The sequence below is a fragment of the Kamptonema sp. PCC 6506 genome (genome assembly GCF_000180455.1).
In the GTDB taxonomy this organism is placed as follows: Bacteria; Cyanobacteriota; Cyanobacteriia; order Cyanobacteriales; family Microcoleaceae; genus Kamptonema; species Kamptonema formosum.
This window is the reverse complement of record NZ_CACA01000326.1, coordinates 1-22139: the sequence shown is the minus strand read 5'-3', so window position 1 is coordinate 22139 and position 22139 is coordinate 1. Positions and strand designations below refer to the sequence as shown.

Sequence of the window (22139 nt, the reverse complement as noted above, 5' to 3'; positions counted from 1 at the left end):
TGAGATATAATAGCGTCTTTCTCGCCTTTCGATCGCTCCCATTAAAAAGAGAACATATCACTACAATAGCGATATGCCCAAAAGCGCGATCGCGCTCTAAATCTTAATTTTGATGGGGGTGGAGGGACTTGAACCCACACGACCGTTTCGGGTCAACGGATTTTAAGTCCGTAGCGTCTACCATTCCGCCACACCCCCTTTTGTGAAGCTGCTATGGGATTAATCCATTTGCAACCACAGTCTTTCATTCTACAGCCAAACACTAAAATTACGCAAGGCCTAATCTAAAATTTCCTAAAAGTGACACTGCATCCCCCCAAGCAGTACAATAATCATTCAGCATCAAGGATTAGCGATCGCGCCTATCCCGTTACCGGGTGTCAATATCCCCTAAAATCAACATCATGTATATTACCCTACTGCTGTACGCCGCCCTCGCGGGAGCCTATCTCCTAGTAGTACCCGCCCTCACCTACGCCTACCTCAATAATCGCTGGTACGTCGCTAGTTCCCTAGAGCGCGGCTTCATGTACTTTATGCTATCCTTCTTCTTCCCAGGAATGTTACTCCTGGCCCCATTCTTGAACTTTCGCCCCAAACGGCGGCAAATTGAAGCTTAAATGCGACGTATAGACGTAATTGCAATCAGTCTCGGCATTTTCGCAGCAGGGGGAGTAGCCTACCTGCTGCTACAATTCGCCGGCCTCGACAGCCTCAACGCAGGTATCTGGAGTCAAGTCTTTTTAGTTGGCGGCTTAATTGGTTGGCTACTCACCTATTTATTCCGAGCACTAACTCAAAATATGACTTACAGCCAACAACTAAAAGACTACGAAGAAGCAGTCTTACAGAAGCGGTTAGAAGAACTTACGCCCGAAGAATTAGCCAAAATTCAAGCAGAAATTGAGCAAGAACGTAATAGTTAGTGGTTAGTTGTTAGTGGTTAGTTGCCCTTCTAGTTAATTTCTGATTTTTAGAAGATTATCCTTAATGTGTCATTTTCAGTGTACTACTATATCATTTTCAGCATACTACTATGCCATTGCCAAGGTATTACAATGTCATTGCGAGCGAAGCGAAGCAATCACAAAGTCTTGGGATTGCTTCGCTTCGCTCGCAATGACAATTAACAACTAACAACCAACAACCAACAACCAACAACTAACAACTAACAACTAACAACTAACAACTAACAACTAACAAATGACAATTTCCCAATGTTTTAAAGACCTTCGCAGTCAAGGCAAATGTGCTTTAATTCCATTCATCACCGCCGGCGACCCAGACTTAGAAACTACTGCTAAAGCACTGCAAATCTTAGATGAAAACGGTGCAGATATAATTGAACTCGGAGTTCCCTACTCAGATCCCCTAGCTGATGGTCCCGTAATTCAAGCGGCCGCTACTCGCGCTTTAGAACGGGGAACTAAGCTAGACTCCGTATTAGCGATGGTCGAAAAAGTTTCGCCGAAACTGCGATCGCCAATTATTCTCTTCACGTACTATAACCCGATTTTATACCGAGGGATAGATACATTTTTGCAGCAAGTTAAAAAGGCTGGAGTTCAGGGGTTAGTTGTCCCTGACTTACCATTGGAAGAAGCCGAAAGTTTGTTAACACCTGCTAGTAAAATGGGCATTGAAGTGGTTTTATTAGTTGCCCCAACCAGTCCCAAAGACCGAATCAAAGCGATCGCGCAGCAATCTCAAGGATTCATTTACCTAGTTAGCGTTACAGGCGTTACCGGCGTGCGTTCCGGGTTAGAGGGACGAGTACAAGACTTACTGCAAGAGCTCCGTAGCGTCACTGATAAACCCATTGGCATTGGTTTTGGCATTTCCGCACCGGAACACGCGCAGCAAGTGCAACAATGGGGAGCAGATGCGGCAATTGTGGGTAGTGCCTTTGTCAAGCGTTTAGCTGATGGTACACCGGAACAGGGATTAGATGCGATCGCGCATTTCTGCCAGAGTCTCAAAGCAGCAATTACAAATAATTAGACCCAGTGTAAAATTTGTCTGCCATTAGATAGATGTCTTCGATCGCGATCGCCCATCAAGATCGCGATCGAAGACATTGTTTTACTTGCAAGGATTAATCCTTCATCCTTCTTCCTTCTTCCTTCATCCTTCTACTTAATAACTACGTAATCAGTAGGTAAGACCTAAGAATGTAACTTGAGACAGATGAAGAATTTATCATTTTATTTGTAGGCTGTAAAAGTGCTCAAATCTCTGGTTTAGCAATGCTAAGTATCCAGAAATTCCCCTAGAAATTCAAAGGGAAATTGAGCGTTTTACAAAAAAATGGAGAATTGTTATGAACAGATTAATAGCGACCATCAAAAAGATTCGAGTCGTACAAATTTTTACCGCTTTTATGGCTGGAATTCTAATGTTAGTCAGCACTGCCTGTAATAGTCCTGACGTATTAGCAAAAACTGCCGATCAAGTGAGAGAAGAAGTTCCTTCTGAGGCGGTAACATCTAAAGTCAAAGAGGGAATGAACGGCTATAAAGATACTGACCCCAGAGATAAAGGAAATGTTTCCGCCGCAGAAGCCAAAGCTCAGATGCTCAAAGATGCTGCTGAACGTCGTATCAGTACCAAATCTAGTAACAATGTACCTGAAAATATTCGGCGTGTAGGCGATGAAGGCCAAGATAAGCTGGATGAAATTGGTCAAAAGCTGGATGAAAATAAGGACGCTTTCGGACGCAAAGCTAAGGAGTTTGCGGACAATACTAAGCAAGGAATGGAGAATATTAAGGACAATACTCGCCGGGGTATAGAGGGAGCAAAAGATATCGCTAATGAAGCGACTAGCGGCTCAAAAGATAAGGTTGATGAAGGCGCTAACACCCTTAAATCTAAAGTCAGTCAAGGCGTAGACAATGTTAAACGCGCAGCCGATAGAGCTACTAACTAAGTAGTGGGAGAAGTGGGTGCTGCTTCCCAAGAATATTGACGGCAAAGAGAAAATAGTTGCAGCGCCCACTTGAGTGGGCTTTTTGATGGTTAATCGTGTTGAAAGTGCCAGTGCGAAACTGCTAGGCGATGAACTTCTCGCCAACTAATATGATGAAGTTTTGCTAGTTTGGCACAATCTTCATATTCTGGCTGCACGTTAGTAATACGATCGCCATCTTTGGCAACTTTTACCCGCACTTCCCCCCACTCTGTCTGTACTTTTTGAATTTCTCGCTGTAAAATTGTTCTCAGTTGAGTTGAGCGGCGAATGCCTAAAGTTGTAGTTTCGCGAAAAATAACGGTTTCGCAATTTTGCTGAGATTCAGGGTGGCAAATCGCAGTCAGCAGTACGCCCAAACGAGATTTTTTCATCACAATTGGCTGAGTAAAGACATCGACAGCGCCAACGGCAAATAAAGCATCAAAGATATATGCGATCGCTTGCGGGCTAAGATCGTCAATTTGGGTTTCCAGCACACAAATAACTTCTTGGGAATTAGCTAAATTTCCTCTTCCTTCTACCTTCTTCCTTCTTCCCTCTTCCTTCTTCCTTCTTCCCTCTTCCTTCTTCCTTTTTCCTTCTGTCTTCTCTCCTATCCACAACCGCAAAATATTAGGAATCGGCAATTGGCGGGAACCCGCACCTAAACCAATTTGGTGCAGATTCATTGACGGCGGCGGGCCAAAACTTTTACAGAGAGTAACTGCGATCGCGCTTCCCGTCGGCGTGCATAACTCGCGATCGATTTCATTACTGTAAACTGGTACTTGCCGCATTTCCCACAACTTCAAAACCGCAGGTGTAGGTACTGCTAAGCGCCCGTGTGCGGCCCAGACTGTACCCCCACCAGTAGGCAAAGCGGAACAGTATAATTCGTCAATATCTAACCAGTCTAACCCCAAACAAGTACCCACAATATCAACGATCGCATCAGTTGCTCCCACTTCGTGAAAATGCACCTCTTCTGGGGCGATACCATGTACAGCACCTTCCGCCTCTGCAAGTTTCCGAAATACTGCTAAACTCCAAATTTCCGCACGTTTTGGCAACCCTGCACCTGCGATCGTTTGCTCAATTTCGGGCAAATGGCGGTGTTGAGTGTGGGGGGTGGGTGACTCGGATTCGGTATGATGGTGGGAATGAGCCTCGTGACGATCGCGATCGTGGTGATGGTGGTGGTGCTCGTGACGTGAAAAAGTTGGCGCTTCTGTTTCGGAAGGATCTAATGCTGAGTCAGAATTAGGGTTTTCCCCTGCAACTTTGGAAGTTTCCGAAGATAAGCTTAAATCAACATAAACTTTAGTTGCCTGTTGGGTATTGCGGTGAACTCTTTCTACTCTTAAGTTATATTCCTGGGAGATCCCTAGTAAATTGAGTTTGGCAATCAGGTATTCTATAGGAACACCTGCATGGACAAGAGCACCCAGGCACATATCACCCGCGATGCCAGTTGGACATTCAAAATATGCTATTTTGTTCATGGTTAGTTGTTAATTGTTGGTGGTTAGTGGTTAGTGGTTAGTAGTTGGTTGTTAGTTGTTAGTTGTTAGTTGTTAGTTAGTCTTTGTGGTTTGGATCGGATAATAACTAATAATTAACCATTGATGCTAATTCTGCTGAATAAATCTGCATAGAACTGACTTACACCTCTGATAGTAACCGCCAAGGCAATTAGATAAATATCCGTAACGCCGCCTTCTTAGGTGGTATGTTACCACCTAAGAAGGCGGCGTTACCTGAGTCTCAAAGTATAGCAACCTTCTTGGCAGTTAGGACAGGAGCGATTGCTGGAAACCTTGATTCTATTCATTCTTCCTGAGCATCGTAGTCCTGAGCATCCTAGTTCCTAGCTATAATAGAGATTGCTCTATCCGTCTTGGCCAGTGCTATATCCTGCTAAATTTGATGTGGACTAAAACCCATAAAAATGTTATCACAACAACCAACAAATAACAACTAACAAATAACAACTAACAAACAACAAATCAAATAATGGCTGAGATTTATCAAGTACATCCAGAAACACCGCAAAAAGAGAAGATCGAGAAGATTAAAAAATCCTTGCAAGCCGGGGCGATCATGCTTTATCCTACTGATACAGTCTACGCGATCGGCTGCGATCTTAATGTTAAGTCCGCAGTGGAACGGGTAAGGCAGATCAAGCATTTATCTAATGATAAACCTTTGACATTCCTATGTCCTTCTCTGTCGAATATCGCTCAATATGCTGTCGTTAGCGATTCTGGATACCGCATGATTAAGCGGTTAATTCCAGGGCCCTATACCTTCCTATTGCCAGCAACTAAGTTAGTGCCTCGATTGGTGATGGAGCCTAAGCGCAAAACTACAGGTATTCGCGTCCCCGATCAAAAATTTTGCTTAGCACTGTTAGAGGCTTTAGGAAATCCGATTATTTCTACTTCTGCTCATATTACTAATGATGATGAGGGAAAAGCACCCGCAGCAGCATTAGCAACTGAAGAAAACTTTGGCAAGGCGGAATTATTTGATTCTCTGGAAAAGTTGGTGGATATAATTGTTGATGATACCTCGGAAACAGGATATCAGGTTTCTACGATTCTAGATCTAACACAAGATAAACCTAGTATTGTCAGGCGCGGACTGGGATGGGAGGCGGTAGCTAATTGGGCGGAGGAATAGGTAGCGATCTGGTCTAGTATTGAAAACAAGTTAGAGTGGGAAATTCTATCAGAATTTCCCACTTGAATTGTTAACGCTCTACTTTCACACCTTTCCAAAAGGCGATATAGCCGGTAATATTTTTAGCTGCTTCTTTTGGGGTGGGATAGTACCAAGCAGCGTCTTTGTTGACTTCGCCATTGACTTCGATGCTGTAGTAACTCGCTACTCCTTTCCAACCGCAGGTAGTGTGGGTGCTACTTTCTTTGAAATATTCGCGGTTTATGGTATCGGGGGGGAAGTAATAGTTATTTTCTACAACTTCGCAAGCGTCGCTTTCGGCTAAGACTGCTCCGTTCCAAGTAGCTTTTGGCATGGGTTACTCCAGTTAATTATCTTAGATTTTAGATTATTAGGGCTGTTTGTGCTCTTTTAAGCATAAAATAATGAGGAAGTCAACGACAACTATTGTAAATGTCAGCGCTACTACCGCCAACTTTTACCCAACCGCGATCGCTGGAACAGGCACTTAAACATTTTTTTGGGTACGACTCTTTTCGTCCTGGACAGCGGGAAATTGTCGAAGCAGCTCTCTCTAAGCGGGATATGCTGATTGTGATGCCGACTGGCGGCGGTAAGTCGCTGTGCTTTCAATTACCGGCACTGTTAAAACCAGGCTTGACTGTGGTGGTGTCGCCTTTAATTGCCCTGATGCAAGACCAGGTAGAATCGCTGAGGGATAATGGGATTGGGGCAACTTTTCTCAATAGCACTCTTTCTTTGATGGAGACGCGATCGCGAGAAACTGCGATTCTAGATGGTAAAATTAAACTGCTTTATGTTGCCCCCGAACGTTTGCTCAGCGAGCGTTTTTTGCCATTTCTAGACCAGGTAGCCGCGAGTTTGGGGATTTCGGCGTTTGCGATCGATGAGGCTCACTGCGTCTCGGAATGGGGTCACGACTTCCGGCCAGATTATCGGCAAATATTGCAGGTGCGCGATCGCTATCCCCATATTCCGATTATGGCACTAACTGCTACTGCGACCGATCGCGTCCGCCTTGATATTATGCAGCAGTTAGCTCTTAGAGAACCTTATATCCACGTTGCCAGTTTCAACCGCCCCAATTTATATTACGAAGTTCGAGCCAAAACTAAGCACAGTTTTGCTGAATTATTACAGATAATTGACAAAAATGGCGGCTCAGGGATTATCTACTGCCTCAGCCGCAAAAATGTTGATGAACTTGCCTATAAACTTCAGCAAGTTGGGATTTCTGCTCTACCTTACCATGCAGGCTTAAACGATAGCGATCGCACCAGTAATCAAACCCGCTTCATCCGCGATGACGTGCAAATTATGGTAGCGACAGTTGCCTTTGGCATGGGTATTAATAAACCTGACGTGCGTTTTGTTGTTCATTACAATTTGCCGCGCAATTTAGAAGGATATTATCAAGAATCAGGACGCGCTGGCAGAGATGGAGAACCGGCCCAATGTATTTTATTTCTCGGTTATGGCGATCGCAAAACTATAGAATATTTAATCGAACAAAAACCAGATCCTCAAGAACAAAGAATTGCCACGCAACAGTTCCGAAGAGTTATAGATTACGCTGAAGCTTCCGACTGTCGCCGCACCATTCAATTAAGTTATTTTGGAGAAGCATTTCCGGGAAATTGCAGCCAATGCGATAACTGCCGCAATCAAAAACCCTTAGAAGACTGGACTATTGAGGCGATGAAATTCCTTTCTGGCGTAGCCAGATGCAAAGAAAGATTTGGCATGAATCATATTATTGAGGTGCTGCGAGGTTCTAAAAGTCAAAAGGTTTTACAATACGGACATGACAAACTTTCTACCTATGGAATCGGGAAAGAAAAAAGCGCTGAAGATTGGAAAATGTTAGCGCGATCTCTGCTGCATCAAGGTTTACTAGATGAAACAACAGACGGCTATCCTGTATTAAAATTAAATGCTAGAAGTTGGGAAGTAATGAAACGTCAGCGGACTGTGGAAATCGCCGTTGTTCGCAAACAAGAAGTGCAGGGAGTTCAACGCTATTCAGCAGCAGAAGGAGAGATATTATTTGGAGTATTGCGTAAACTTAGAAAACAAATCGCCGACGAGCAATTTGTACCGCCTTATGTGGTATTTCCTGATTCTAGTTTACGCGCAATGGCAGAACAACGCCCCCAAACTTTAAATGAATTTGCAAAAATTTCTGGGGTAGGAACACGCAAGCGAGATAAGTATGGCAAACAGTTTATTGAGGCAATTCGAGAGTATTGTGAAGAACAAGGAATACCAACGGTATCAACACCTTTAACTGGTTCAAATATTCCCAATCAACCCTCTCATACTCAGATGCTAACCTTACAATTACATCAGCAAGGTTTAACTGTGGACGTAATCGCTGAGGTTCGCGATATTCGTGCTACCAGAGTTGTGACTCATTTAGCTGAATTAATCGAAATGAATCAAGAAGTTGATATAAATCAGTTGGTAGATTTGGAGAGTCAGCAAGCTATTATTACAGCAATTGAGTTAGTAGGCGATCGTTCTTTAACACCTATTTATCAACTTTTAGGTGAGAAGTATACTTATGATGAAATTAAGTTAGTGCGGGCCTGGTTGCGGCGAAATAATCCATAAATGTAAGGTCGTCGTCGCAACAGCATTACAAAGAGTATTTGAATAGTATTATCTTTAATAGGAGAGGAATATGAGAATTAAAAAAGTATCATTTTGTAACCATGAATTAGATTGGCAATTTGAACCCATTTATTTTTCTAATCTTGCTTTGCTAGTTGGTGTCTCAGGAGTTGGTAAAACTCAAATACTTAAAGGGATTTCCAGTTTAAAGGAGATAGCTAATGGTAAGTCTTTAAATGGATTAGCCTGGGATATTACATTTTTAACAAAAAATGAGGTTGAGTACCAATGGATAGGAGAATTTGAAACTCAAAAACAACCTGGTCTAATTTCTGAAGATGAAGATGACAACGCTAGATTCAAAATTTTACATGAAAAATTATGGAGAAATGGTAATCTCATTATAGAAAGAAGCCCTAATGAGATTCAATTCCAAGGAAAAATCACACCAAAGCTATCACCATTTCAAAGCATAGTTTATATATTAAACCAAGAAGACGACATTGCCCCAGTTCAAGAGGGTTTTAAGAAAATCGTAAACAGTGAACATTCTAGGTCAATCAATGCTGTTTATGGCATACCTCATAGGGTACTAGCGGAACTAACTAGAGAAAATTTATCGTTAGATACTATTAAAGAATTTAATATGCCAATCGCCCTAAAATTGGCTTTAGTTTCTCAGCAATATGCAGATATTTTTAATAACATCAAAACTAGCTTTATAGAAATATTTACTCAAGTAGAAGATATTAAAATAGAGGCAATAGAAGATAAAAATAGTCCACTTTTCCCAGACTTTCCTGTTCAAATTAAAGAAAAAGGAGTTAATAAGTGGATATTGCAAAATAACATTTCTTCAGGGATGTTAAAAACACTCATTCATATTAGTGAACTTTACTTAGCGCCTGAAGGAACTGTAATTCTTATCGATGAGTTTGAAAATAGTTTAGGTGTTAACTGTATTCATGTTGTCACTACTTCATTACTAAAAAACGAAAGTCTGCAATTCATTCTCACGAGTCATCACCCATATATTATCAATAACATTGCAATGGAATACTGGAAAATAGTAACTCGCCGAGGTGGCGTAGTAACGGTAAGAGATGCCAAAGATTTTAATTTGGGAAAATCTAGACATCAGGCATTTCTGCAATTGATTAATCTAGAAGAATATAGCGAAGGAATAAAAGTTTAATGAATTTGTATTTTCTTGTGGAAGGAGCAACAACTGAGAAAAAAGTTTATCCAGCTTGGCTGGCTCATCTTTTACCAGAACTACAACGAGTCCAAAGTTACGATCTGGTGAACGAAAAAAATTATTACCTGATTAGCGGAGAAGGGTATCCTTCAATATATAATTTTATTGGAAATTCAATTGAAGACATCAACGCTAGTGGAAAGTATAATTATTTTGTAGTTTGTCTAGATGCAGAGGAAAATACTGTCACAGAGCTTAAAACTGAAATTTATGATTTTTTAAGTACGCAACAATTAATATTAAACAATACAAAATTTGTTCTGATTATTCAAAATCGCTGTTTGGAAACGTGGCTACTAGGTAATCGAAAGATTTACTCAAAACAGCCTCAAAGCCAACCATTATTAGATTATACTAAATATTATAATGTTTCAGCGCACGATCCAGAAATGATGGGAAAATATAAGGATTTTAATACCCATGCTCAGTTTCACGAGTCTTATTTAAAAGCATTATTTGAAGCTAAAAATGAAAAAAAATCATATACAAAACAAAGACCGGGGGATGTATTAAAGCCATTTTATTTAGATCAATTAGTGGCCAGAATTCAACAGGAGCCTCAACATTTGACTAGCTTCAGGTATTTTATCGATTTTTGTAATACAATTAGATCGCAATTACAAAACTAATTAAACTTTTAATTACCTATGACTAACCCCACAGCAACTTTACTAATTTCTTGTCCAGATAGACGCGGACTTGTTGCTAAATTTGCCAACTTCATCTATGGACATAATGGGAATATTATCCACGCCGATCAGCACACTGACTTTGCGGCTGGACTGTTCCTTACTAGGATAGAATGGCAATTAGAAGGATTTGATTTATCCAGAGAAGAAATAGCACCCGCTTTCAGTGCGATCGCGCAACCCCTCGAAGCTAACTGGCAACTACACTTTTCCGATACAATACGGCGAATGGCTATTTGGGTAAGCCGCCAAGACCATTGTTTGTTAGATTTGATTTGGCGACAACAATCTCAAGAACTTTTAGCCGAAATTCCTTTAATTATCAGTAACCATCCCAACTTAAAGCCAATTGCCGATCGGTGTGGTGCAGATTTCTACCATATTCCGATTAGCAAAGATAGCAAATCAGAGCAGGAAGCCCAACATTTAAAACTATTAAATCAGTATAACATAGATTTAGTTGTACTAGCTAAATATATGCAGATTTTGAGTGCTGAATTTATTGCGAATTTCCCCCAAATTATCAACATTCATCACTCATTTTTGCCCGCTTTCGTGGGTGCAAAACCTTACGAACGCGCCTATGAACGAGGAGTAAAGATTATCGGCGCAACTGCACATTATGTGACATCAGACTTAGATGCAGGGCCGATTATAGAGCAAGATGTCGAACGAGTTAGTCACCGAGATGAAGTCTCAGACTTAATTCGCAAAGGCAAAGATTTAGAGCGAATAGTGTTGGCAAGAGCAGTGCGATCGCACTTGCGAAACCGTGTCTTAGTTTATGGGAATAAGACAGTTGTATTTGAGTGAGCGGAGCCAATAAAATATTATAATAATAAAACTAAAGCTATTTTTCAACAGCCGGGGGTGTAAAGCGAATTTCGATACGTCTCCTAGTGGGATCGGGAGCGCGATCGCTTGGGGCGTATTCTCCAGTCGGTAAAAATAGTTGTGCTGCTGAATAAGCGCGGAATTTTAAACCTTGTAGTTGACCTGTTTTTTGTTGAACTGCTTGCAAATTTTTGACTACTGCTAAAGCCCGCATTAATCCCAAATCTGCATTAGAACCTGCTTTTAAATTACTGACAGATTCATTGCCAATGGCTACATTTTCTAAAGTTTGATCGAGATTGCTAATCGGTGCTACTGTTTCTTGACCGTCAGTATGACCAATTATTTCTACAACATAGCCGGGATATTGCTTGGCAAAACTTTCAAGTTGATTGACTACATTGTTATCGATAAATAAACGCAGACCCTCTGGTAAATCCGCTCGTCCGGCTTCAAATTTAAGAGGGCGTTTTTCAGAATCTATATCGGAGTCTTTAATGATAATTAAAGGTGGAGACTGTAAACTTTCTATTTTTTGTTGAAGTCCTTTAATTTCATTTTCTTTTTCATTAAGATAATTATTTTTTAGCTGCAATTCTGATTTTGAATCATTAAGTATTTGCGTAATCTCTGCGATTTCTCTTTGAGCTTTAGCCAGTTGGTCACTTGTATTTTCTGCTGTTGATTTTAAGAAGGCAGATTTGACTAAAGCTAACAAAAGAAATAAATTGATAATCATAAAGGCGTTAGACATCAAATCTGTGAAGGCGGGCCAGATATTGAGGTCTTCATCGGAATCTGTGGAACGATCGCGGCGACGCATAATTTAAAGTTCTCAGTTGTGGTTAAGTTTTTACTTATTCATTCGGCGTATTTTCTCGTTTTTCTAACTCTTCCAATAAATTTTTATCGCTTATATGCCTATCTACGACAGGACTTTCTAAGTTCTCTTTTAATATTTCTACCAACTCAGCAAACTCATATTTTATGTCACTAAGATGGTTGACATATTCCTCAATACTTGTGGCTATCGTTTGCGATTGTAGCTTGTTATTGTCAGCTTGATTATTCATAGTTTCTGCAACCCTAACAGTCAAAGTCTCCATACTGTGATTAACCTGGTTTGTATAGTTATTAATAGTTTGTACTAAGTTTGTTAACTCAACTTGCACTTTGTCTAAACTATCTACTCTAACCACGACTCGTTTCTGTAGCTTGTCAAGCGTTGTGACAGCAGACTCAAAACTTTGAGATCCTTGCTGAAATTTGGGAATAATCTGACTAAGTGATTGCTGATTAATTTGATGTAATTCTAACACTTGTACTGAACTTTGATTAAGTCTACTAATTTCTGCTGTCATGTTTACCAACTCTTGACTAAAATCCTCAATTTGACTCAAGATATTGCCAAGAGATTGAACGCTATCAGCTAGACTTGATGAGGAATTAGAAAAATTATTTTGAACATTAGCTAAATTAGTTGTAGCTAGTGACAATTTTTGGGGAAACTCATTTTTCTCAAAGGCTTTAGATACTTCGATAAATTTCCCAGCAGCTTCTTTCAATTCATTAGCACCTCTTGAGATTGAACCAGAAGCTTCAGCTAACCCCCCGTAAACTTGTTCGGCTAAATTAGCAGCCTTAAGGTTAGCTTCAATAATTTCTTGAATCTTATCTTTGAGAGCAGATTCTACACCCTCGCGGACAGTTTGACCAAATCTAGTTAAAAAGTTGTCAAAGGTATCTGCCATCCCTTTAACTACTTTATCAAGCCGAGTTTTCCCCTGTACCGTTGGCTGATAAACATTATCTAAATAATCTTCTAAAGAGCTAATTAACTGTGACTTAGCTAAACCTGTATTCCAAATTAGATTAACCACAGTCAAAGTGGAACTAAAAAATACTGCAATTAAACTGCTAATAAAGGCAATTCCCATCCCTTTCAGGGGTACTTGCAATTCATTAAGTAATAAATTAGTATCTTTACTTTCTTGAAGGGTTTGACTCAGACTAGATAAGTTAAGGGTGATTCCTAGAAAAGTTCCTAACAAACCAAAAGATAGCAAAAGATTAGGCAAAATCCGACAAAAATAATCAACGCGATCGTAATTAAAGGATATTCCCAAAAACCTCAATTTTTGTTGACTATAAATCCCATCAATTAAAGCCGCTGAATTAACTTCTTCTAGATACTCGCTAGCAGCTTTAAATCTACTTTCCAAGTCTTCTACAATTCTCGGTTTCGAGCCTGCTTGGTTATCCTTCAGCAGCAATCTCACTTCTTTTGTCTTTTTCACTAAATTGCCATAAAGACTAATTCGTTGAATTGCAGCAAATAAAGCAGGTAAAATTACTAGCACTATGGTGGGAATAAGTAAGTATACGGGAAATAAATTTAACCATTCAAACATCAGTAAATACACTCCTATATTAATTTTTTTATAGAGCTGTGGCGGGGAAATCCCCGCCATAATCAGAATTAAATCGGATATTTTTTCAAAATATCTTCCCGTAACTTTTCATACTCCTTATCTGTAACAATCCCATCATTGACATCCTGTTTCAACCGCTCCAATTCTTGCCGTCTCTTAGTACGATTATCAACAACATCAGTAGGTTCAACAACTATTTCTGGCTGCGTAAATTGCTGATAAGCACCGATTCCGGGAGGGGAAGTATTAGGATTTAGCGAACTTTTAAATCGTTCCTCCATCTGTTTGCGAAAACGATTAATAATTCCCTCCTTAGCTGGCATTTCAGTAGTGGCTGGAACTCCAACCACTGTAGCTCTGTAAGGATAATTAGGACTATCTTCTGTCAAATTATCTACCAGATTTACAAATTGCCGCAATTTGGGTAAATAGTCTTTCTCCCAAAGAGCGGGATGTTTTTCAATCTGAGCAATTGCTCTCTCTAAAAACCCCTTTAAAGCATCAGTCATATCCCGCCGATTAGCCAACTCTTCGAGTGCTTGATTCCATACCGGGCTAATCCCAGCAGTATAATAACAGTCACGCAATTCGTCATAATACTGAAATTCTAACTGCTGAGTATCTGCATTTTTACCAATTAGATCGAAAGCCAAACAAGGATAAAAAACATCCTCTAATTCCTCGATTTTCAGAGCATCAGGTGGCATAATATCAGTGAAGGTAATTCGGTAGTCATTGTGCAGAAAAGAACTCTCCGAATTTCCTTCGCGAATGTAAGGATTTCGCATCTGTTCCAAACCACTAATTAGTCTCAGTGGAAACCCCGCATACTCAGTCACAATTAAAATTTCATCCTCAGCTTGAGTAGGTTTCAAAACACTTTCAGCAATTCCCAAATCTCGTCCAAGAGTGATTTTAAACTGCTGCACTTCCGACTCGTCAGTATCTTTAAAACCCACCAAATCGCTTCTTTTAGCAGGACTATTCCGAAAGTAAGGATCGCTCAAATTCAAACGGAGTAGGGGTTCAGCTTGCTGTTTAATTTGTCCCAAACGAGTCGAACGATCCTGAATTGAATAATTTTGGATAAAACGCTTAATCACGGATTGCACAATCTGAGTGCTGCGAGAACCAAATAACCTATCAACGGTCAAATCAATTTCTTTTTGTAGTTGTATTTGAGTTGTCTTATCCATTAAATAAGCAATCGAATCTCCTACTCCCGAAACTTGTGTAATCTCCTTACTTACTAATACCAACTGAGAGCGAAAATCTTGCTCTGGTAGCAAAGTTTTATAACACCCCTCAATATCCTCATTGTCAAAAATTGCCTCGCCACTCATCTCATCAAAATTCAATTGCCTTAAATCGCTTTCCTCTTTCTCATAGTCACTCTTTAAATTATCCGCTACGCGGTTAAAACCCGCCACTTGAGTTGCACGTTCTAAAACGTGCTTCTGCAAACTACCCACAATTTGCAAAGCTTCCTGAGTCACAGCTAAATCAAAATTGTGCTTAATTAAATCGCAAACTTCCCGCACAACTCTTTTCGCCTCAGCTTGCACTTGCCGATTTTTACTACCCACAATTGGCAGCTCAAATCTCTGCTCAATATCCTCAATTATTTCCTCTGCATCGCGCCATTTCTTCTCCACATCTTCTAATTTACGATTTCCTCCAAAATTAGTAATCTCCTCCTCTAACTGACGCTGATAACTATTCAAATCAGTCTCCAAAGCATCCAACCAATCACGACCGCTTTTAATCGAAAACTTTACATTTCCCGGAGTCAATAAACTCGCCAAAAACTGATCGATGTCCTGCTTAAGCTGCTCTGTAATCGTGGGACGAATTTGTAACAATCTTGTCAGCCAAATTCCTCTCGTACTCTCAGTTTCCCCAGGCTGAGTTTTGCGAAACTGCTCTCGAAACTCTCGCGGTAATGTTTGCCTAACTCCAATGCGGTCATCCTTACTTTTACAATCATTAATTACCCGCTCTAACTTAGCATTTCTCCAAGTATTGAGGGTACTAACAAAAGTCTTGTTCGATTCTTGTACAGCTTCCGCTAATCTAGTAGTAAAACCATCCCGATTAGCTAAATCGCTATGCCAACGATACTGAATTAAAAACTGTTCAAGTAACAATTGTGGATCTGGGCTTTGTCCTTCTCCATTTAACCAGAATGTTACTAATTTTAAACTAATTCGAGTCAAAGCAATTTGTACAATAATATCGCGGGGAAAATAAATCGCTGCGAGTCCGAAAGTTAAATACCGCTGAATATTCGGTCGCGGGTGGCCGTCCCACTGAATTAAATGCTGCAAGAAGTTATCTCGCATTCCCTTAACTACAGGCGCTAATTCTCCTGAAAAATCCAGCGCTATTTTATGAGCAATCACATTACATAATTTGCGCTGTTCCAGAATCGAATACTCCCCCGCAGTTTGATTAGAAACTAAATAAGCATAGTCAAAAGGCGGTCGCGATTCCTGCACTAAAATCAAGTCTTGCATATCATAACAAGCCTCAAATTTAGTGCCGGGAGTGGTGTAATAATTCAATTCCTTAAGTGCAGCATAAGTATTGGCACTCATATTAGAAGTATTGCCGTATAATTGCGGACTAATTACCAAATAGCCGACAATTTGGGCCCCTTGTTCGCCATAAGCTTGTCTGAGGCTATAAGCAATATCTAAAAACATTCCGCTACCAGTCCCACCGCACAGAGAACCTACGACAAAAATATTCAATCCTGGTTCAATTCTTAAGCCAGATTTTAGTAAAGTTGCTTCGTGTCCCCGCGTCCGTCTTTCTGCGGTTTCAACGGCAGTTTTAATCTTTTGATAATTGTGAAAAAAAGCTAATCTGCCTACAGGTCTAATTCCTTTTGCTCCCTCTTCTACTGCTTTAATATTGCGTAGTAATTGGGGTGGAAACCAGCGAGCAATATGGTCGTAAGGCCCTTGCCGATCGTAGTTAGAACGTCGTTCTAAGCCTTGTACAAAGTTAGTTACTTCTGCTGATGTCATGGTCGCGCCTACTTTTTCAGAGTCGCGAAAACTGAGGTCAACACCATGATAGGTACTACCAGTTCGCAAACCCGATACTTGGGTTGCTGCTTTATCAGTATCAATATGAACAAAACTCACAATTGGCAACTGGCTTAAATCGCCATAGCGATCTACAATTAAGCGGCGAATTCGCATTAAAACATCTCTGCCCGTACCCCCTAAACCAATGCAAACAGTCCTGTTTATACCCCGCACTTGCCGATCGCTGCTTGTAGATTGAGTCATATTTATATCCCCGATTGTTTATTTATTTTTTAACTTGAATTACAATCTCGTATTCTCGTTTTTTTGCATCGGGACAATTGAGCCTAATCCTGGTAGTATTAGTTATCAAAGTCCGCTCTGTCACTTCTTTCCCATTCAAAAAAATAGCCGCCTCTCCAGTTGGTTCTAAATAAAGTTTCTCCCCCTTTCGTAATAAATAAGCTCTGACTTCTGGCCCTGGAGTATCAATCGAATCAGCACAGCTAGATTCGTACTCGCCAATTGCAATTCTTTGATTATTTCCCAGATAGCATACTTGGTCATCCTCCTTCGCTGTTGCCCTCAAATCTACAGCCAGAGTCCATTTCCTTTGCAGCCGCCAGAACTTGCTGCCCGTAACTACAACAGCAGCCAAGGCAATTCCCGAAATTAATACAGGCAACCATAACTGATTCAATAAATAAGCAGAAACTAAACAAGTTTCTCGGCCTCCCGGTGCTGGTGTACAAAACTCTTGTACGTTGGGGGAAATATCAACTACACTTAATTTATATTGCTTATTATCTTTAGTTTTAATGGCTAGCGATCGCTCCCGCAAAGGCAATACCTGAAGCCAATTTTGACGCTGTTGACTCGCTTCAGAATTCCCAATCCGAAACTGACTATCAGCAGGCGTTTCTACCCACTCCCCGGAACTAGCAGGCGACTGAGTAAATAAGGGTGCATCGCTAATCCAAACTACAGACTGAGGTTTAATTGGTTGATTCTGTGACAAACGACACTGATTAATATTTGCCAGACCTTGATAAATAGTAAGTTCTGCCTGTTGAATATCTGTATTTTGAAAATTTAGATTAGGCTGAAAAGGAATAGCTTGTAAAATTAGGTCGAGATCCTTCTTGCCATTAAACTTAATAGAATTTTCTGGCAGCAAAGGATTGACATTAGCCGCCAGAGGATTTACTGTAGTTGCAAAAGGCACAACATAGACCGTATCTCCAGGCCGCAAACTATCCTCAACTATCTGACGCAAACGGATGCGACCCTCATCATTAAGGCCAACACTCTCCGTTAAATCAATTGCCAAAACTACATCGCGTCCGCCGTGAAGACGAGCAACCAATTCCATGCCCGTTTTTTGTAAAGGGGCAAGCGGTTGCCCTGGAGTAACTGCCTGACAAGACTCAGCCAAGAAAGTAGAACCCTAAAGTTATTTGGAGTATTATACTACAAGAACTGTAAGAATAGAGCTAAGGACAGGTTTGCAAACTGTCCCTCAAATACCACATAACCATTAAAATATCAGAGATATTAAAGTTGTAGTCAATAATTTTCTCTCTAAAAACTCAGGAAATACCCTATGAACCGCCCCACAGATTCCATTTCTGCTCACCAGCTTAGCGAAATCGAACGTACCAACCTCAACACCGTAGAAGATTATACTTCACTACAATCTCTTCCTGAAATTTGGCCAATTGCCAAACAGAGATTCTCTCAAGTAATTGCCCTTAATGACCCCCACTCTCAGCCAGAAGTCAAGCTTACCTACGCAGAGTTATATCAGCAAATTCAACAATTTGCTGCGGGCTTACAAGCATTAGGAATTGAGTCAACGGAAGAAGGAGATGTTCCCGATCGCATCGCCCTTTTTGCTGACAACAGTCCTCGCTGGATGATCGCCGATCAAGGGATAATGACCGCAGGAGCCGCCGATGTCGTGCGGGGTGCAGGCGCAGACCCCGAAGAACTACTGTATATCCTCCAAGATAGCGGCAGCACAGCCCTGATAGTGGAAAACTCAGCACTATTGCGAAAACTGCGCGATCGCCTCCCCGACTTACCCATCCAATTCATCATCCTCCTCTCCGACGAAGAACCAGAAAAAAGCGAAACCCTCACAGTCATCAAATTTTCCGAAGTCATCGCCACAGGAGCCAACCGCCCCCTCAAACCCACCAATCACAAACGTCAGACCCTAGCCACCCTACTCTACACCTCCGGCACCACAGGCAAACCCAAAGGCGTTATCCTCACGCACGGCAACCTCCTACACCAAATCACCACCTTCGGCGTTATCCTTCAACCCCAACCAGGAGAATCCGCCCTCAGCATTCTTCCCAGTTGGCACGCCTACGAACGCACCGTTGAATACTACCTACTCTCCCAAGGATGCACTCAAATTTACACCAGCATCCGCTATTTTAAACAAGACTTTAAAACCTGTAAACCCCAATATATGGTCAGCGTCCCCCGCATTTGGGACTCAATTTATGAAGCCGCACAAAAGCAATTTCGCGAACAACCAGCCAACAAACAAAAGCTAGTAAACTTTCTCTTAGGAACCAGCCTTAAATACATACAATCTCGCCGCATTGCCCAAGATTTAACCCTCAATTTAGAACCCCCAACTCCCGCCAAAAAATTAACAGCTCAAATTAAAACTATTCTACTTTTGCCCCTCCACGCCATCGGCGAAAAACTAATTTATCAAAAAGTTCGCCAAGCCACAGGCGGACAATTCAAATGTGCGATCAGCGGCGGTGGTTCCTTAGCCATGCACCTCGATAACTTCTTTGAAATCACGGGTATCAACTTATTAGTAGGATACGGCTTAACCGAAACTTCCCCAGTGCTTACAGTCCGCCGTCCTTGGCATAATCTCAGGGGTTCGGCAGGACAACCACTGCCAGAAACAGAAATCAAAATAGTTGACCCCGAAACTCGCAAACCACTTCCCATCGGACAAATCGGCCTAGTTTTAGGGCGGGGGCCGCAAATCATGGGAGGCTACTATTTAAACCCCCAAGCCACAGCGAAAGCAATAGATAAAGAAGGCTGGTTTGATACAGGAGATTTAGGTTGGATGACATCGGGGAACGATTTAATATTAACCGGTCGGGCAAAAGATACAATCGTACTTACAAACGGCGAAAACATCGAACCCCAGCCGATAGAAGATGCCAGCCTCCGCAGCGCCTACATCGATCAAATTATGCTAGTAGGTCAAGATCAAAAATTCCTGGGTGCATTAATCGTACCGAATCACGAAGCCGTCCAGAAGTGGATAGCCAGTCTGAATCCCTCCCTACAGGAAATAGACTGGAATAGCAAGGCAGTTCAGGATTTATTCCGCCAAGAATTGAACCGAGAAGTGCAAAACCGCCCTGGATACCGCCCAGACGACCGCATCGGCTCCTTCCGTCTGATTCTGGAGCCGTTTTCAGTGGAAAATGGGATGCTGACCCAAACCCTGAAAATTAAGCGCCCTGTTGTAATGGAACACTACCGCGATATGATTAACGAGATGTTTAAGTAACAGCGGTCAGGGGAGTAGTCAAAACGATCTTCCCTTCCCCTTCTAAACAATTTCTAACTGGCAACTCACAACAAACACAATCAAAATCTTTATGGATGTCTCCAACAATCAATTACTCCTGAAACGAGCGATTAACGTTAAAGTCATCGTTACTCCCCGCTGGAAAGAAGAGGCTCAACAGCAACTTCAAGCCCAAATTAACCAAATAGATTCGCAACTTCAACAACTAGAAATGCAAGGGCAGCGGATGATTAGTGATATTCAACGGCAAAGTCTGCAACCACCTGGCCCGCAGGTAGTGCAGCAAATTGAGAACATTCAAGTGCAGGTAAATCAAAAGAAAAGCGAACTGCTAGATCAGAAAAATCAAAGCCTTCAACAACTCAACCAAGTGCAGATATTAGATCTAGAACAAGAAGTTGCCCAAGGTCAAATAGAAAGCATATTCAGCGTCAAGACGGGAGATAACTTAATTCAAAAAATGCAGGTAGAAGTGCTCCTGCGGGACGGTTTAGTTGAAGAAATTCGCGGGGATATTTAGAGGGCAATTCTGAGTAATTTGGTAATTGAGAATTTGGGAATTGGAAATTGACCGTCAGTCATTTGTGCATCGAAAATTTAAAATCGGCTGGCTGTTACCAATTCTCCCTTTTCACTTGCCTCGGCCCTCCCCCCATTACCTATTACCGATTTAGCCGTTGAGAAAGGAAGTTTGAGAAATGATTCGCGAAGTGTTCATGCCCGCCCTGAGCTCTACTATGACCGAGGGCAAAATTGTTTCTTGGGTTAAATCGCCGGGAGACAAGGTAGAAAAAGGTGAAACGGTGGTTGTGGTTGAGTCTGACAAAGCAGACATGGATGTGGAGTCTTTCTACGAAGGCTTTTTGGCGACGATTATTGTGGCTGCTGGGGATGTTGCACCTGTTGGGGCGGCGATCGCTTTAGTCGCAGAAACCGAAGCGGAAATCGAAAAAGCTCAGCAGCAAGCTACTTCTGCACCCGCGAAAGCCGCCGCCCCCGCCCAAAGTCCCGCCACTCCTGCGGCTGCTGTTGCTTCCGCACCCGCCGCGCTGCAAGAGAGCCCAAACCGCCGCAATGGGCGCAGCGTCGCCTCCCCCCGCGCTCGCAAGTTAGCCAAGGAACTTAAAGTTGATTTAAGTTCCCTGCAAGGTAGCGGGCCTCACGGTCGGATTGTGGCAGAGGATGTCGAAGCGGCCGCTGGTAAGGCGAAAGCGCCTGCTGTTCAGCAACCAGTAGCGATCGCTGCACCCGCCGCAGCGCCAGTACCAGCGAAACCGACAGCAGCAGCGGCCCCTCCTGTGGGTGCGATCGCGCCTTTGGGTCAAGTAATGCCCATGAACGCCCTGCAAAATGCTGTAGTGCGGAATATGACCGCCAGCCTCTCCGTGCCTGTTTTCCACGTCGGTTATACAATTACTACTGACAATCTAGACAAACTCTACAAACAGGTGAAGTCAAAGGGCGTAACGATGACGGGGCTGTTAGCAAAAGCCGTAGCCGTAACGCTGCAAAAACATCCTTTACTCAACGCTTGCTATGTGGAATCGGGGATTCAATACCGCGCTGAGATTAATATTGCTGTCGCAGTAGCAATGGATGGCGGCGGATTGATTACTCCCGTCCTTCAAAAGGCGGATCAAATGGATATTTATTCGCTTTCTCGCAGTTGGAAAGATTTAGTCGATCGCGCTAGAAGTAAGCAATTGCAACCTGCGGAATATAGCACGGGCAGTTTTACCCTATCGAATCTAGGAATGTTTGGGGTAGATAAGTTTGATGCGATTTTACCACCAGGTCAGGGTTCGATTTTAGCGATCGGCTCTTCGCGGCCGCAAGTTGTTGCAAATGAAGAGGGATTGATCGGGGTGAAACGGCAAATGCAGGTGAATATTACTTGCGATCATCGCATTATTTACGGTGCTGATGCTGCCGCATTTTTGCAGGATTTGGCGAAGTTAATTGAGACAAATCCTCAATCTTTGACGCTGTAAGCTAGTGGGAATTGGTAATGGGGAATTGGGAATTGGGAATTGGTAATGGCTAAT

At 42.0% G+C, this 22139-nt stretch carries 18 protein-coding genes and 1 tRNA gene; 12 read left to right on the top strand and 7 right to left on the bottom strand.

What is annotated here, in order from left to right; all coding sequences use genetic code 11:
• Positions 1-113 precede the first annotated feature (113 nt).
• Positions 114-198: transfer RNA gene (locus OSCI_RS21630), tRNA-Leu, on the bottom strand.
• 206 nt (positions 199-404) lie between these two features.
• Here OSCI_RS21630 and ndhL point away from each other — a divergent pair.
• From ndhL to OSCI_RS21615, 4 genes are all read left to right on the top strand, one after another.
• Entirely contained in the window at positions 405-620 is a 216-nt protein-coding gene (gene ndhL, locus OSCI_RS28725; protein WP_007357281.1) for an NAD(P)H-quinone oxidoreductase subunit L, read from the top strand.
• A complete protein-coding gene (locus OSCI_RS21625) occupies positions 621-926 on the top strand; it encodes a DUF3007 family protein (protein WP_007357280.1) in 306 nt (101 codons plus the stop codon).
• A gap of 277 nt (positions 927-1203) precedes the next feature.
• Positions 1204-2001: a tryptophan synthase subunit alpha gene (gene trpA, locus OSCI_RS21620; protein WP_007357279.1), complete on the top strand. Its 798-nt coding sequence runs from the start codon at positions 1204-1206 to the stop codon at positions 1999-2001.
• Positions 2002-2320: 319 nt separating this feature from the next.
• Complete coding sequence (locus OSCI_RS21615) at positions 2321-2929, top strand: DUF6658 family protein (protein ID WP_007357278.1); 609 nt, start codon at positions 2321-2323, stop codon at positions 2927-2929.
• Positions 2930-3018: 89 nt separating this feature from the next.
• Here the strand turns inward: OSCI_RS21615 and larC are convergent, their stop codons facing one another.
• Entirely contained in the window at positions 3019-4452 is a 1434-nt protein-coding gene (larC, locus tag OSCI_RS21610; RefSeq protein WP_007357277.1) for a nickel pincer cofactor biosynthesis protein LarC, read from the bottom strand.
• Positions 4453-4963: 511 nt separating this feature from the next.
• Between larC and OSCI_RS21605 the strand changes: the two genes are divergently transcribed.
• Complete coding sequence (locus OSCI_RS21605; protein WP_007357276.1) at positions 4964-5632, top strand: L-threonylcarbamoyladenylate synthase; 669 nt, start codon at positions 4964-4966, stop codon at positions 5630-5632.
• Between the two features lie 70 nt (positions 5633-5702).
• Here the strand turns inward: OSCI_RS21605 and OSCI_RS21600 are convergent, their stop codons facing one another.
• Positions 5703-5987: a DUF427 domain-containing protein gene (locus tag OSCI_RS21600; protein WP_007357275.1), complete on the bottom strand. Its 285-nt coding sequence runs from the start codon at positions 5985-5987 to the stop codon at positions 5703-5705.
• Positions 5988-6085: 98 nt separating this feature from the next.
• On the opposite strand from OSCI_RS21600, the gene recQ reads away from it, so the two are divergent.
• The 4 genes from recQ to purU all read left to right on the top strand — a co-directional run bounded on the left by recQ (position 6086) and on the right by purU (position 11026).
• Positions 6086-8266, top strand: coding sequence for a DNA helicase RecQ (gene recQ, locus OSCI_RS21595; RefSeq protein WP_007357274.1), 2181 nt, complete (start codon positions 6086-6088; stop codon positions 8264-8266).
• A 70-nt stretch (positions 8267-8336) separates the two neighbouring features.
• Complete coding sequence (locus tag OSCI_RS21590) at positions 8337-9461, top strand: AAA family ATPase (protein WP_007357273.1); 1125 nt, start codon at positions 8337-8339, stop codon at positions 9459-9461.
• 17 nt (positions 9462-9478) lie between these two features.
• Positions 9479-10153 carry a hypothetical protein gene (locus tag OSCI_RS21585; protein ID WP_234708791.1) on the top strand — a complete coding sequence of 225 codons (675 nt, stop codon included), beginning with the start codon at positions 9479-9481 and terminating at the stop codon, positions 10151-10153.
• A gap of 18 nt (positions 10154-10171) precedes the next feature.
• A complete protein-coding gene (purU, locus tag OSCI_RS21580; RefSeq protein ID WP_007357271.1) occupies positions 10172-11026 on the top strand; it encodes a formyltetrahydrofolate deformylase in 855 nt (284 codons plus the stop codon).
• Positions 11027-11063: 37 nt separating this feature from the next.
• Here the strand turns inward: purU and OSCI_RS21575 are convergent, their stop codons facing one another.
• The 4 genes from OSCI_RS21575 to OSCI_RS21560 all read right to left on the bottom strand — a co-directional run bounded on the left by OSCI_RS21575 (position 11064) and on the right by OSCI_RS21560 (position 17886).
• Positions 11064-11870, bottom strand: a complete 807-nt coding sequence (locus OSCI_RS21575; protein WP_007357270.1) for a hypothetical protein — start codon at positions 11868-11870, stop codon at positions 11064-11066.
• Positions 11871-11904: 34 nt separating this feature from the next.
• Positions 11905-13458, bottom strand: a complete 1554-nt coding sequence (locus tag OSCI_RS21570; RefSeq protein ID WP_007357269.1) for a hypothetical protein — start codon at positions 13456-13458, stop codon at positions 11905-11907.
• A gap of 68 nt (positions 13459-13526) precedes the next feature.
• A complete protein-coding gene (locus OSCI_RS21565) occupies positions 13527-16778 on the bottom strand; it encodes a tubulin-like doman-containing protein (protein WP_007357268.1) in 3252 nt (1083 codons plus the stop codon).
• 22 nt (positions 16779-16800) lie between these two features.
• On the bottom strand, positions 16801-17886 hold the full coding sequence (locus tag OSCI_RS21560; protein ID WP_234708790.1) for a VWA domain-containing protein: 1086 nt from the start codon (positions 17884-17886) through the stop codon (positions 16801-16803).
• 231 nt (positions 17887-18117) lie between these two features.
• Here OSCI_RS21560 and OSCI_RS21555 point away from each other — a divergent pair, with 231 nt between their 5' ends.
• The 3 genes from OSCI_RS21555 to OSCI_RS21545 all read left to right on the top strand — a co-directional run bounded on the left by OSCI_RS21555 (position 18118) and on the right by OSCI_RS21545 (position 22085).
• Complete coding sequence (locus OSCI_RS21555; protein ID WP_007357266.1) at positions 18118-20073, top strand: long-chain fatty acid--CoA ligase; 1956 nt, start codon at positions 18118-18120, stop codon at positions 20071-20073.
• Between the two features lie 91 nt (positions 20074-20164).
• A complete protein-coding gene (locus OSCI_RS21550; protein WP_007357265.1) occupies positions 20165-20614 on the top strand; it encodes a YlqD family protein in 450 nt (149 codons plus the stop codon).
• 178 nt (positions 20615-20792) lie between these two features.
• Entirely contained in the window at positions 20793-22085 is a 1293-nt protein-coding gene (locus tag OSCI_RS21545; protein WP_007357264.1) for a dihydrolipoamide acetyltransferase family protein, read from the top strand.
• Positions 22086-22139 lie beyond the last annotated feature (54 nt).